Source organism: Pusillimonas sp. (genome assembly GCF_035515275.1).
Taxonomy (GTDB): domain Bacteria; phylum Pseudomonadota; class Gammaproteobacteria; order Burkholderiales; family Burkholderiaceae_B; genus Pusillimonas.
Genome location: NZ_DATJBQ010000081.1, coordinates 1 through 12,624 on the forward strand (window position 1 = coordinate 1; position 12,624 = coordinate 12,624).

At 59.6% G+C, this 12,624-nt stretch carries 12 protein-coding genes; 8 read left to right on the forward strand and 4 right to left on the reverse strand.

What is annotated here, in order from left to right; all coding sequences use genetic code 11:
- Positions 1–585 (forward strand): CHAD domain-containing protein (locus VL003_RS05955; protein ID WP_325440561.1); only part of this gene is annotated, 585 nt, incomplete at its 5' end.
- Positions 586–587: 2 nt separating this feature from the next.
- Here VL003_RS05955 and ftsY read toward each other — a convergent pair.
- On the reverse strand, positions 588–1,955 hold the full coding sequence (gene ftsY / locus VL003_RS05960) for a signal recognition particle-docking protein FtsY (protein ID WP_325440563.1): 1,368 nt from the start codon (positions 1,953–1,955) through the stop codon (positions 588–590).
- 53 nt (positions 1,956–2,008) lie between these two features.
- On the opposite strand from ftsY, the gene VL003_RS05965 reads away from it, so the two are divergent.
- The 3 genes from VL003_RS05965 to VL003_RS05975 all read left to right on the forward strand — a co-directional run bounded on the left by VL003_RS05965 (position 2,009) and on the right by VL003_RS05975 (position 3,457).
- Positions 2,009–2,632: an RsmD family RNA methyltransferase gene (locus tag VL003_RS05965; RefSeq protein ID WP_325440565.1), complete on the forward strand. Its 624-nt coding sequence runs from the start codon at positions 2,009–2,011 to the stop codon at positions 2,630–2,632.
- Positions 2,629–3,132, forward strand: a complete 504-nt coding sequence (coaD, locus tag VL003_RS05970) for a pantetheine-phosphate adenylyltransferase (RefSeq protein ID WP_325440567.1) — start codon at positions 2,629–2,631, stop codon at positions 3,130–3,132. The genes VL003_RS05965 and coaD overlap by 4 nt, the downstream gene beginning before the upstream one ends.
- Before the next feature lie 70 nt (positions 3,133–3,202).
- A complete protein-coding gene (locus VL003_RS05975; protein ID WP_325440568.1) occupies positions 3,203–3,457 on the forward strand; it encodes a YfhL family 4Fe-4S dicluster ferredoxin in 255 nt (84 codons plus the stop codon).
- On the opposite strand, the gene VL003_RS05980 is transcribed toward VL003_RS05975, so the two are convergent.
- Positions 3,454–6,093, reverse strand: coding sequence for an AsmA family protein (locus VL003_RS05980; RefSeq protein WP_325440570.1), 2,640 nt, complete (start codon positions 6,091–6,093; stop codon positions 3,454–3,456). The genes VL003_RS05975 and VL003_RS05980 overlap by 4 nt on opposite strands.
- Before the next feature lie 209 nt (positions 6,094–6,302).
- Between VL003_RS05980 and VL003_RS05985 the strand changes: the two genes are divergently transcribed.
- The 4 genes from VL003_RS05985 (at position 6,303) to VL003_RS06000 (ending at position 10,548) form a co-directional block, all read left to right on the forward strand.
- Positions 6,303–7,580: a bifunctional O-acetylhomoserine aminocarboxypropyltransferase/cysteine synthase gene (locus VL003_RS05985; protein ID WP_325440572.1), complete on the forward strand. Its 1,278-nt coding sequence runs from the start codon at positions 6,303–6,305 to the stop codon at positions 7,578–7,580.
- Between the two features lie 108 nt (positions 7,581–7,688).
- The gene (locus tag VL003_RS05990) at positions 7,689–8,807 is read left to right on the forward strand and encodes a Re/Si-specific NAD(P)(+) transhydrogenase subunit alpha (RefSeq protein ID WP_325440574.1); all 1,119 of its coding nucleotides are present in this window, start codon (positions 7,689–7,691) and stop codon (positions 8,805–8,807) included.
- A complete protein-coding gene (locus tag VL003_RS05995) occupies positions 8,807–9,118 on the forward strand; it encodes a proton-translocating transhydrogenase family protein (protein WP_325440576.1) in 312 nt (103 codons plus the stop codon). The genes VL003_RS05990 and VL003_RS05995 overlap by 1 nt, the downstream gene beginning before the upstream one ends.
- On the forward strand, positions 9,115–10,548 hold the full coding sequence (locus tag VL003_RS06000; protein ID WP_325440578.1) for an NAD(P)(+) transhydrogenase (Re/Si-specific) subunit beta: 1,434 nt from the start codon (positions 9,115–9,117) through the stop codon (positions 10,546–10,548). Before VL003_RS05995 ends, VL003_RS06000 begins: the two co-directional genes overlap by 4 nt.
- Positions 10,549–10,635: 87 nt before the next feature.
- On the opposite strand, the gene VL003_RS06005 is transcribed toward VL003_RS06000, so the two are convergent.
- Together VL003_RS06005 and VL003_RS06010 are read right to left on the reverse strand one after the other, a co-directional pair.
- Positions 10,636–11,577, reverse strand: a complete 942-nt coding sequence (locus VL003_RS06005; protein ID WP_325440580.1) for a complex I NDUFA9 subunit family protein — start codon at positions 11,575–11,577, stop codon at positions 10,636–10,638.
- A 79-nt stretch (positions 11,578–11,656) separates the two neighbouring features.
- Positions 11,657–12,624: TRAP transporter large permease (locus VL003_RS06010; RefSeq protein WP_325440582.1), on the reverse strand; the 968-nt coding region annotated here is incomplete at its 5' end.

Consider the following 12,624-nt stretch of genomic DNA (forward strand, 5'->3'; position numbering starts at 1 on the left):
TCAAATACTGATGGCGACCTGTCCAACGCCGCAATGGCCGGCGCCGGCAGCGTCGAGTTCCAGACCGCGCTACTTTTACTGCTGCAACAGCTAATCGACCTTGGCGACGCCGAAAGCCACAAGCAGCAATCGGGCAAGCGCAAAAAAGGCAAGTCACAAAAAGCCAAACAACAGCAAGAGCTGGCACCCGCACTGCGGTCGCGCCTTGAAAAATGGTGGAAGAAGATCCTGAAAAAGGGGCATGACTTCGACGAGCTTTCCGACGAAGAGCAGCACTCGGTGCGAAAGCAGGTAAAACTTGCGCGCTACGGGCTTGAGCTTGTTGCTGGGGTCATATCCAAATCAAGCCGCGCCGAACTGGGGGCAGCCCTGGAAGATATTCAAAAGATTCTGGGCGACCTGAACGACTACTACATAGCCGAAGCCCACTATCGCGCTAAAGACGGCACAGCAGAAGGGAAGCAGCCCGCAACATGGTTTGCCATCGGATGGCTGCGGGCCATGCAGGTGCGCCAGGTCGAGCTGGCGCAGACGTTTTTCCAGGGGCAACGCTGCGCTGCCCGAGTAAAACATAAAAAAAATTAAACTTATTCGCCGACCACTGCTGTGGCAAACTCGCGCGCCACGAATGGCTGAAGGTCTTCAAGGCCCTCACCCACGCCGATCCAATATACCGGAACGGGCCGTACGCCCTGGCTGCCGGCCGCCACAGCGGCCAGCGTGCCGCCCTTGGCCGTGCCGTCCAGCTTGGTGACCACCAGACCGGTCAGTTCGATGGCGGCATCAAACGCCCTGATCTGAGAAATAGCATTCTGGCCGGTGTTGCCGTCGACCACCAGCAGTATTTCGTGAGGCGCCTGCCCATCGGCCTTGCCGATGACGCGCTTGATTTTTTTCAGCTCTTCCATCAGGTGCAACTGGGTGGGCAACCGACCGGCCGTGTCAATCATGACCACGTCGGCGCCCCGGGCCCGGCCGGCGTTGACCGCATCGAACGCCACCGCGGCCGGATCGCCGCCTTCTTGCGCAATGACCGTGACGTTGTTGCGCGTACCCCATGCAATAAGCTGCTCGCGCGCAGCCGCGCGGAACGTGTCGCCGGCGGCCAGCAGCACCGACTTGCCCTGACGTTGAAAGGTGTTCGCCAGCTTGCCGATCGAGGTGGTTTTGCCGGCGCCGTTCACGCCCGCAATCATGACCACCAGCGGCGAAGCGCGCTCGATGGGAAATGTTTTTTCAAGGGGGGTCAGGTGTTCGGCCAGCAAGTCGCGCAGCGCCGCCTTGACCTGGTGGGCGTCGGTGATTTTTTCCTTGCGTACGCGGGCGCGTAAAGCGGTCAGCAGCTTTTCGGTGGCTTCCATGCCCGCATCGGCCATGATCAAGGCGGTTTCAAGCTCTTCGAACAGCGCTTCATCGACCTTGACGCCGACAAACAGGCTGCTGATGTTCTGCCCCGTACGCGAAAGCCCACTAGTGAGCCGCGAAAGCCACGACGTCTTGGCCGGCGCCTTGGCAGCTTGCGCCTTTTCGGCCTCGGCCCGCTCGGCTTCGAGGCGCTCGGCTTCGAGGCGCTCGGCTTCGAGGCGTTCCGCCTCAACACGTGTTGCTTCAACGCGCTCTGCCTCAAGGCGCTCGGATTCAAGACGTTCTGTTTCGATCCGCTCTGCTTCTAGTCGCGCGGCCTCGGCTCGCTCATGCTCAAGCCGTTCAATCTGGATCCGCTCTGCCTCAAGCCGCTCTGCCTCAAGCCGCTCTGCCTCAAGCCGTTTTGACTCGAGCCTTTCTGCCTCGAGCCTTTCTGCCTCAAGCCTTTCTGCCTCCAGGCGAGCGGTTTCGCGCGCGACTGCTTCGTCTTGCACGGCCTGGGACGAGCCCTGTTGCGCGTCCTTGACCTGCGCCTCCTCGTCTCGTGGCGCAGTCTCAGGCGATTTCTTTCTTTTAAAAAAACTGAACATAGGCTTTACACTACCCAGAATGGCTTTGAGCGATACGGGAAACCCGGATCAACATGAAAAAACATATCGTCCGTATTGTAGGCGGTGATTTCCGGCGCACCCCAATTTCGGTGGTCGACGCCCCCGGCTTGCGCCCTACACCTGACCGCGTACGCGAAACGCTTTACAACTGGCTGCATCATTTATGGGGCGGCCGGTTTTCAGACAAGCAGGTTCTTGATCTGTTCGCGGGTACCGGCGCCCTGGGCTTCGAGGCTGCCTCGCGGGGCGTGGCACACGTGCAAATGGTCGAAAACAACCCTGCGGCCATCGCCGCCCTGCGCGCGTTGCGAACCAAGCTGGGTGCCCAAAACGTGCGCATTCATGCCGGTGACGCCGCCGTGGTGGCAAAGCGGCTGGACGCTTCGCGATACGATCTGGTGCTGCTTGACCCGCCCTTTGGGTTAGGATGGCTTGACCGCCTATGGAACGAGCTGCCAACATTTTTGGCACCCCAGGGGCTGGTCTATGTTGAAGCCGAAACCCCACCCCAGGCTCCGCCAAATTTTACGATTATTCGACAAAGCCGCGCAGGTCAGGTTCACTTCGCCCTGCTGCAATTTGCTGCGCTGCAAGAAAAAGACAATAATCGCAGTTTTTCTCCCAACGCAATCCCCACCCAATCGGAAACCACATGATAACTGTCGTCTACCCCGGAACATTCGATCCCCTTACCCGTGGTCATGAAGATCTGGTTCGTCGAGCGGCCAGCCTGTTCGATCATGTCGTCGTGGGGGTCGCGCACAGCCAGGCCAAAAAACCCTTCTTCACCGTTGAAGAACGGGTCGAGATCGCCCAAGAGGTTCTGGGTCATTACCCCAACGTCGAGGTCAAGAGCTTTGCCGGGCTGCTGAAAGATTTTGTGCGTGAACAAGACGCCCGCGTCATTGTGCGCGGCCTGCGTGCCGTTTCCGATTTTGAATACGAGTTTCAGATGGCCGGCATGAACCGCCACCTGCTGCCCGAAGTAGAAACCCTGTTCATGACCCCGTCAGACCAATACCAGTTCATTTCAGGCACCATCGTGCGCGAAATTGCTATTTTGGGCGGCGATGTCAGCAAGTTCGTGTTTCCGTCGGTCGAACGCTGGTTGCATGAAAAGGCCAAGGCCTTGCGCGAGGAAAAGGCGGGCTCGTAAAGCGTTGATTCGCCCATAACCTGCAACAGGTCTAAAATGGGCTGTTGACCCATTTTTTGCAGGAACAGCCATGGCGTTGCACATTACCGACGAATGCATCAACTGCGATGTCTGCGAGCCTCAATGCCCAAACACCGCTATTTACATGGGCGCTGAAATCTACGAGATCAACCCCGATCTTTGTACAGAGTGCGTCGGGCACCATGACGAGCCGCAGTGCCTGGTGGTGTGTCCGGTCGAGTGCATCGAAGTCGACCCGGCCCACCAGGAATCCACCCAGGAACTTGTGCTGAAATACCAGCGTTTGGTCAAGGTTCCTGCCTAACCGCCCAACAGACCTTTCAGGGCCTTGCCCAGACCTTTTACCGCCTCTTCACCCGATGCAGGCGGAACCAGCGACGGGCTTGGGGCATTTGCGGGCCGATCTTTCTCGTGCTGATCCACCAAATCGAGCAGGCCGCGCTGAATCGCGTTTTTAATCAGGCTTCCGCCCATTTGATCCCACTGGACACGAAACTCCGGGCCGCTCAAGGCGCCCGCCACCCGCACCGGCACGGTCATTCCGCGCAGCACAGACAGGTCGACCTGATCTTTGCCGCCGCCCGCATTGACCACACGAATATTGGCCAGCAGGTCAAGCGTGTTTTCAACCAGATCGATGGTGGCAGGCTTGCCCTGCGTGACACGCAGCAAGGGCGTGCGAAAGTCGAGCTTCTGAATGTTGCCAACCCCGTTCTTGATGGCCAGCGAGGCATCCAGTGACGTGAACTGAGTGCGTTTGCCCAGATCGAACCCCATTTTCAAATCGGGCCCCTGGCCGTCAATCACGCTTTTAAGCACGCCACCTACCTGAACCAGCGTCTGGTCAAGGTCAATGCCCTGGATCGCGCCCTCACGCACCTGCAAGGTGGCGCTTCCGGCAAGCCCGCTTTTAAGGGCGGGAACCGTGGCGCCATGGCTGTTGAGGTCAATGCTTACATTGCCTGTACCGCTGATACGATCACTACCACTCAAGGCGCGCAACAGCGGCCCCATCGCCACCTGCTTCAGGCCCAAGCGACCCGTAAACTGGTTATCGGCGTTGGCCGTGAACGCGCCGGTAAGCGAACCCTCGTAAAGATCGGCCGTGATACCTTGCACATTAAGTTTGCCTTGCGCAGCCGTAATCGACATATTGACGTTGGCGGCCTCGACACCGCGCAGATTCAGGCCGCCCAGTTTTACGGTGCCGGCCACGTCGATGTCGTTAAGTGCTTTCAGATTGATCGGCTCGGGGGGCTCGACTTGAGCCGGGTCGGCCTGGGCCGGTTTTGCCGCAGCCGCCGGGCCGGGCTCGGCCGGGGCGGCTTTTGCCGCTGCAGGGGCGGGCGCAGCTTTTTCGGCTGCGGGCTTGGCAACGGGCAGTAGCTTGTCAAAATCAAGCATGTCGGCCCGCAAGGCAAACCTTAGTTTGGGGTTGGAAAGCTGGGTTGCCTTGACGTTGAAATTCAAGGGGGCGCCATTAAGCACGGCGTTTATTTCGCTGTTGATCTCGTCTTTGACCAGATCGGCGTGCAAACTGCCTATGAGCGGGAACTCGAAGGCCGGCGCAGCGTCTTCGGTGCCCCGAATGGTGACATCCCCCTTGATGGCCGAAAACGTACCCTTCTCGTTGAGTACGTCCCATTGCACGGGGGTGGACATATTGACCAGCATCAGGTGCTGACCGCTTTTCAGGCTGCCATCGACCTTAAGCTCTTTAAGCGCCAGATTCCAGGCATTGCCGCCCAGGCCGCTCATACCCAAGGTGAGCCCCAGAGTCTGGCGACCCTCGAGCTTGACCGTACCCGCCACGGCTTCGCCCTCGGCTGTTTCGGGCGAGATCGAAAGACGCGGGGCATCGAACGCCAGGTCGAACTTGCTATCGGGCAAGCCGCCGGTGGCCCGAAACGACATTCTTTCAACGTTGAATTCAGAATGAGCCTGGTCGATTTTAAGGCGGGGCATGGTCAGGCTGGCGTTAAGGGCGTGAATAGGCTGCTCGCCCTCGACAGCGCCCTGCACCTGCATCTCGACGCCGCTGGCATCGACCATCCGCGAATAACCGTTGTAGGCAAAATTGCCGCGTAGCGCCACGGTATTGGCATCAAGCGGGCCGAGAAGGCCCGACACTAGCAAGTTCAGTCTTTGTGCCGAATAGGTTTCAAGTAGCGGATCGATCTTGACCTGAGCCTGGCCCTCGACAGTAGCGTCGGCCCGCGGCTCTTCGCCCTGCAGCTTGCCCTGCATGGAAACGTCAAAGGGCTGATCGAATGTCATGCGGCCGGTGTTCAGTTGCAGGTTCACCAGACGAGCGGCCTTGGCCCGCTTGGCATCAAGATAATGAATTTCGCCGTCTCGCAGCTCGAGGCCTGCAATATCGATATGAAGCGCAGCCTCTTTGCGCGACGCCTCGGGCCGAACCCCGCCTTCGGCCAATGGCTGGGCGACGGCTTCTTTCAGCACCACCACCGAAGCCTCGCGTTCCGCAGGCGACCTGGCGTCGGGCGTCAGTGCGATGGGCTCCGGTGGGCCGGCCCTGCCCTCGATCAGGTCGTTGAAGTTGTATTGGCCTTGTTCGTCGCGACGTATCCACGCCTTGAATCCGCTGATGGCGACGTGGTCAACGACAAAGCGGTTGGACAGCAAGGGCCAAATTGCCACGGCAAAACGTGCGCTGTCTAAGGACGCAAACAGATCGTCGGGGGCATTGACATTGGACAAGGAAACTTTTTGCACCGACAGGCCAATGCGCGGGAACATGGATAGCTGGATGTCGCCTTCGATGGACAAGGTGCGCTGATAGCGTTCGTAGATAATTTCTTCGAACTTGCTTTTGTAGGCGTTGGGGTCGAACGTAAGCAGAAAGATGGCCAGGGCCGCCAGGGCAAGAGCCACCAGCGCAAGCAAGCCCACCAACACACGTTTAAACCCAACTTTCATTTGCTACCTCAGAATGCCGGGGTTTTCCCCAGCGATGTCACACAATCCGGACCGTGAATGCTACTCTACGCGGACGGTCGCGCCACGGGGGCCGCAAGACCCCATGGCCTCAGCCCCACCGTTGCATAATATGAAACCGGCCGATTCCAAATACGCTATCTTATAGTTTTTCGTATAAGACCGACAAAGACCCCTACAGTTCATCGCCCATGAAACTCGAGACAATTGCTGTACACGCAGGCTATAAGCCCGACCCCACCACCAAATCGGTGGCTGTGCCCATCTACCAAACCACTTCGTACGCATTCGACAGCACCCAGCACGGTGCCGATCTGTTCGACCTCAAGGTGCCGGGCAATATCTATACCCGCATCACTAACCCGACCAATGCCGTACTCGAAGAGCGCGTGGCCGCCCTTGAGGGCGGCGTCGGCGCACTGGCGGTGGCCTCGGGCATGGCAGCCATTACCTACGCCATTCAAGCCATTGCGCAGGTCGGCGACAACATCGTGTCGATCAGCAAACTGTATGGCGGCACCTACAACCTGTTCGCCCATACTTTTCCGCGTCAGGGAATTACCGTCAAGTTTGCGCCCCATAACGACATTGCCGCCCTCGAGGCCCTTATCGACGAGAATACCAAGGCCGTATTCTGCGAAACCATCGGCAATCCGGCTGGTAATGTGGTCGATATCGAAGCCCTTGCCAAAGCCGCGCACCGCCACGGTGTGCCGCTTATCGTAGACAACACGGTGGCCTCGCCCGCTCTGTGCCGTCCAATTGAATACGGGGCCGACATCGTCGTTCATGCTCTTACCAAGTACATGGGTGGCCATGGCACCACGCTGGCCGGCGCCATTGTCGATTCGGGCAAGTTTCCGTGGGCCGAGCACAAGCAGCGCTTTCCTATGCTCAACGAACCCGACCCGTCGTACCACGGCGTGGTCTATACCGAAGCCCTGGGCCCCGCCGCCTTCATCGGGCGTTGCCGGGTCGTTCCCCTGCGCAACACGGGCTCGGCGCTGTCGCCCTTCAACGCGTTTCTTATCTTGCAAGGCATCGAAACCCTGGCCTTGCGCATGGAGCGGCACACCGAAAACGCACAAAAGGTGGCCGAATACCTGAAGCAACATCCCCAGGTGGCCTGGGTGCAGTACGCCGGCCTGGCCGACCATCCCGAACATCAGCTGGCACAAAAGTATTTTGGCGGCAAGCCCGCATCCATTCTCTCGTTCGGCATCAAGGGTGGATACGAAGGCGGCGCACGCTTCATCGACGCCCTGCAACTGATATTGCGCCTGGTGAACATCGGCGATGCCAAGTCGCTGGCCTGCCACCCGGCCTCTACCACCCATCGGCAACTCAGCCCCGAAGAGCTCGAATCAGCGGGGGTAGGCGTAGACATGGTGCGCCTGTCGATCGGCATCGAGCACATCGACGACATCCTGGCCGATATTTCTCAGGCACTCGAAGCTTCCAAGGGGTAAATTCGCACAAAAAAGTACGGGCCGGTGCGCAAGCCGGCTCAGCTCCTCGGTTATAGTTGACAATCAAAACACCAATCACACCGAAAGCCGCAAACCTGGGGGTACATTATGCTAATTGGTATTCCGCGCGAAAGCGCGGCGGGCGAATCACGTGTTGCCGCCACACCAGAAACCATCAAAAAGTACATTTCAGGCAAGCACAGCGTGGTTGTCGAGACCGGAGCCGGCGCGGCCGCCCATTACCCGGACGAGGCCTACGTCGCCGCCGGCGCCACCTTGGGCAGCCCCGCAGACGCCCTGGCGGCCGACCTGGTCCTTAAGGTAAGGGCGCCTTCCGCTCCCGAGCTGGGACACATGAAAAAAGGCGGGGTGCTTGTCGGCATGCTGGACCCTTTCAACCACGAAGGGCTGACCGCCCTGGCGCAAGCGGGTCTTACTGCCTTCGCCCTGGAAGCGGCCCCACGAATCACACGCGCTCAAAGCCTCGACGTCCTGTCTTCTCAGGCCAATCTGGCCGGCTATAAGGCCGTGATGCTGGCGGCCAATCAGTATGGGCGTATCTTCCCCATGATGATGACCGCAGCCGGCACACTCAAGGCTGCCCGGGTCGTGGTGCTGGGCGCCGGTGTGGCCGGCCTGCAGGCCATCGCCACGGCCAAGCGGCTGGGCGCCGTGGTCGAGGCCTCTGACGTGCGGCCTGCCGCGCAAGAGCAGGTCGCGTCGCTGGGCGCCAAGTTTATCGAGGTGCCGTTCGAAACCGACGAAGAACGCGAAATTGCGCAGGGCGTGGGCGGTTACGCCCGACCCATGCCTGCCGCCTGGATGGCCCGGCAAGCGGCTTTGGTGTCCGAACGCTGCAAGCAAGCCGATATTGTCATCACCACCGCACTGATCCCCGGACGCCCCGCTCCGACGCTTATCAGCGAAGAAACCGTTCAGGCCATGAAACCCGGCTCGGTCATTGTGGATCTGGCGGTCGAGCGTGGCGGCAACTGTCCGCTCTCAGAGCCTGACACCGTAGTGGTCAAGCACGGGGTCACCCTAATCGGCCATACCAACCTTCCGGCCATGGTCGCCACCGATGCCTCGGCGCTTTACGCGCGCAACGTGCTCGACTTCCTTAAACTGATCACCGACGCAGAAGGCAGCCTGGCCATACAGCGCGAAGACGAAATCGTCGCCGCCTGCCTGGTCACCGACAACGGCAACGTGCTTAGGAGCGCCTGATGGACGCCATCAACCCAACCCTGATCAACCTCATTATCTTTGTGCTGGCCGTTTATGTAGGCTACCACGTGGTCTGGAACGTCACTCCGGCGCTGCACACGCCGCTTATGGCGGTAACCAATGCCATCTCGGCCATTATCATCGTGGGCGCCATGCTCGCTGCAGGCCTGACCGAAGGCAATCTGGCGCGCTTCATGGGCGTGTTCGCGGTGGCGCTGGCGGCCGTCAATGTATTCGGCGGCTTCCTGGTCACGCGTCGCATGCTCGAGATGTTCAAGAAAAAAGATAAAAAGGCCGGAGGCAAATCGTGATCTCAATCAATCTTGTCACGTTCTTTTATCTGCTGGCCTCGATCTGCTTCATTCAGGCGCTCAAGGGCTTGTCGCACCCCACCACCTCGCTGCGTGGCAACGTGTTCGGCATGGTCGGCATGGCCATTGCCGTGCTTACCACCGCGGCGCTTATTGTCAGCCTCGCACAGGGGTCGGCGGCAGTTGGGCTGGGCTGGATCCTGCTGGGCTTGTTAGTGGGCGGCAGCATCGGCACCCTTATGGCCAAACGGGTCGAAATGACCAAAATGCCCGAGCTGGTCGCCTTCATGCACAGCATGATCGGCCTGGCGGCGGTAGCCATTGCGGTCGCCATCGTTGCCGAGCCACAGGCCTTCGGCATCGCCACGCCAGAAGGCGGGGTGCCCGTGGGCAACCGCCTTGAGCTGTTTATCGGTACTTTCGTGGGCGCCATTACTTTCTCTGGTTCGGTCATTGCCTTTGGCAAGCTCTCGGGCAAGTATAAGTTTCGCCTGTTTCAGGGGGCACCGGTGGTCTTCAAGGGCCAGCACATGCTGAACCTGGTCCTGGCGCTGGTCATGCTGGCCTGCGGGCTGTGGTTCATGGCCACCCAGGAATGGCTGCCGTTCATCATCCTGACGGCGCTGGCGTTTATTCTTGGCGTGCTCATCATCATTCCTATCGGCGGCGCCGACATGCCCGTGGTGGTCTCCATGCTTAACAGCTATTCGGGGTGGGCTGCGGCGGGCATCGGCTTTTCGCTGAACAACCCCATGCTGATCATTGCCGGTTCGCTGGTGGGTTCGTCGGGCGCCATTCTGTCCTACATCATGTGCAGGGCCATGAACCGCTCGTTCATCAACGTTATTTTGGGCGGTTTCGGTTCCGACAGTTCGGCGGCCCAAGGCGGCGCACAAGAACAACGCAATGTCCGGTCGGGCAGCCCCGATGACGCGGCCTTCCTCATGAGCAACGCCGAGACAGTCACCATTGTGCCGGGCTATGGCCTGGCCGTGGCGCGAGCCCAGCACGCCCTTAAAGAGCTGGCCGAAAAGCTCACCGACAAGGGTGTCACCGTAAAATACGCGATTCACCCCGTTGCGGGACGCATGCCCGGCCACATGAACGTTCTGCTGGCCGAGGCCGAAGTGCCCTACGACCAGGTCTTCGAAATGGACGATATCAACAGCGAGTTCTCGCAAACCGATATTGTGCTGGTGCTGGGCGCAAACGACGTCGTCAACCCGGCAGCCAAAACCGACCCGCAATCGCCTATTGCGGGCATGCCCATACTCGAGGCCTACAAGGCACGCACCGTCATCGTCAACAAGCGTTCAATGGCCGCAGGTTATGCAGGGCTCGATAACGAGCTGTTCTATATGGACAAGACCATGATGGTGTTCGGCGACGCCAAAAAGGTGCTGGAAGACATGGTCAAGGCGGTAGAGTAATCGCGAACCGGGCGTAGCCTGCCCGGGGCTAACCTGCCCGGGGCTGAGCTGCCCGGGGCTAAGCTGGCCGACTACTGCAATGTCTTTTCAATACACCGGCCACCGGTCGGCCCGGCCGCCTCGCAGGTAGCTGGGCGCGATCGACTCAAGCGGCGTCGGGTTCACGCCCAATTCGGCATCCATGGCTACCTCGGAAACGTTGTCCACCCTGAGCGAATTCAGGTTGTCGCGCGACATCAGGGGCCGCCCCGGCAATAACTCGAACAGCCACGCCTGCAAATAACCCACAAATCTGGGCACAGGCCACACCGGACGCGGCCGACCGCTCCAGCGTGCGGCCAGGCGCACCAGTTCGGCCAGGGTATATTGTGATACGCCCGCAAGGGTGTAGGTTTTGCCGTAAGTAGCCGAATTGGGCAACGCCTTGGCTATGGCTGCGGCCACATCACGCACGTAAACAGGTTGCATACGCGCTTTGGCACCGGCCAAGGGTATGACCGGCAGCCATTTTGCCAGGCGTGCAAATAGATTCATGAAGTTGTCTTCGCGCCCAAACACGACCGACGGCCTGAAGATGGTGTAGGCCCCTTCGGGATACGAAGCAAACTCGGCCCGAATGGCGGCTTCGCCCGCCGCCTTGGAGCGCAGGTAGGCGCTAGGCCCATCAGGGTCGGCCCCCAGCGCGCTGACATGCAAAAAGCGGCGCACCCCTGTTTTACGGCAGCACGCCGCGATGCGACGCGGCAACTGGACATGCGCACGCTCAAACTCGGGCCCGTAAGGCTTGCCCGGCCGACTATGCAGCACGCCTACCAGGTTGACGACGGCGTCTACCTCGGAGAGCAGCTGCTCGAGCTCGGTGTCGTCGTGAACATTGGCCTCGAAGAGGGTAAGCGGCGGAAACACCAGCAGGTCGCGCCCGTTTTGATACCGGCGCGTGGGCACATGAACCGAGTGCCCTAAACGGACAAGGCAGGCCACCAGATGCTGGCCGATAAAACCGGTGCCGCCAATGACCAGAACACGCATTCAGCCCCCGCTTTAAACTACTAGCAGCCCATTTTCAACCGAGAAGGCATTGCGTGCAAGCTCGCAAGGGCGGCCCCGCCTAACGTATCAGGCTGGGCAGCCACAGGGCGATTTGCGGAAACGCCAGGATGAGAACAAGAACGAACATCTCGATCGCCAGAAACGGAACAGCCGCCTTGTAAACAGTGGACATGCGGATTTCTGGAGGCGCAATGCCCTTCATGACAAACAACAGCAGTCCGAAAGGTGGGGTTAGGAAGCCCATCTCCATGGTGATGAGGTAAATGACGCCCAGCCAGATCAGGTCAAGACCCACCGCGTTAGCAATGGGAATAAACAGCGGCACCGTGATCATGACCATGCTGACCTGATCGATGAAGCAGCCCAAGATCAGCAAGACGACCATCATCATGATCAGGATCATGAGCGGATCGGCCCCAAAGCCCGTTACCACGCTGACCATGCCGCTGGTGGCACCCGAAAACGCCAGAATCTGACTGAAGGTGGTGGAAGCCATGATGATGAAGAGAATCATCGTGCTGGTTTTTGCGGTTTCAGCCAAGGTGGTTCTAACGGCTTGCCAACTTAAGCAGCGATACGCCGCGGCCGCAATAAACGATGCAATAACGCCCAGCCCGGCCGATTCGGTAGGGGTGGCAACACCTAAAATCAGCGAGCCCACCACCACAATCAAGATGCCCGACAGCGGCACGACATAAATAAGAAACGGCAGCCAACGCTCTCTGGGCGTTCGCTTGACGGGATCTTCGGGGGGTGCGTCTTGAGGGCGCCGCTTGGCCCGCACGATAATATATGCAAAAAACAGCAGCGACATGAACAGCGCCGGCACGATACCCGCCAACAACAGCCGTGAAATCGACATACCCGCCAAACTGCCTACCAACACTGCCAACGCCGAAGGCGGTATCAGCATGGCAATGGCCCCCGTGGCCATGATGGGCCCCATCGAAAGCGTCGGGTGATACCCCCTTTGCAGCATGACCGGCATCAACGAACGCCCCAGCATGGCGGTATTTGCAATACTTG

Excerpts from the sequence above, each read along its gene's own strand:
- ftsY (WP_325440563.1), bottom strand. The coding sequence starts at position 1,955 with ATGTTCAGTTTTTTTAAAAGAAAGAAATCGCCTGAGACTGCGCCACGA.
- VL003_RS05965 (WP_325440565.1), top strand. The coding sequence starts at position 2,009 with ATGAAAAAACATATCGTCCGTATTGTAGGCGGTGATTTCCGGCGCACC.
- coaD (WP_325440567.1), top strand. The coding sequence starts at position 2,629 with ATGATAACTGTCGTCTACCCCGGAACATTCGATCCCCTTACCCGTGGT.
- VL003_RS05975 (WP_325440568.1), top strand. The coding sequence starts at position 3,203 with ATGGCGTTGCACATTACCGACGAATGCATCAACTGCGATGTCTGCGAG.
- VL003_RS05980 (WP_325440570.1), bottom strand. The coding sequence starts at position 6,093 with ATGAAAGTTGGGTTTAAACGTGTGTTGGTGGGCTTGCTTGCGCTGGTG.
- VL003_RS05985 (WP_325440572.1), top strand. The coding sequence starts at position 6,303 with ATGAAACTCGAGACAATTGCTGTACACGCAGGCTATAAGCCCGACCCC.
- VL003_RS05990 (WP_325440574.1), top strand. The coding sequence starts at position 7,689 with ATGCTAATTGGTATTCCGCGCGAAAGCGCGGCGGGCGAATCACGTGTT.
- VL003_RS05995 (WP_325440576.1), top strand. The coding sequence starts at position 8,807 with ATGGACGCCATCAACCCAACCCTGATCAACCTCATTATCTTTGTGCTG.
- VL003_RS06005 (WP_325440580.1), bottom strand. The coding sequence starts at position 11,577 with ATGCGTGTTCTGGTCATTGGCGGCACCGGTTTTATCGGCCAGCATCTG.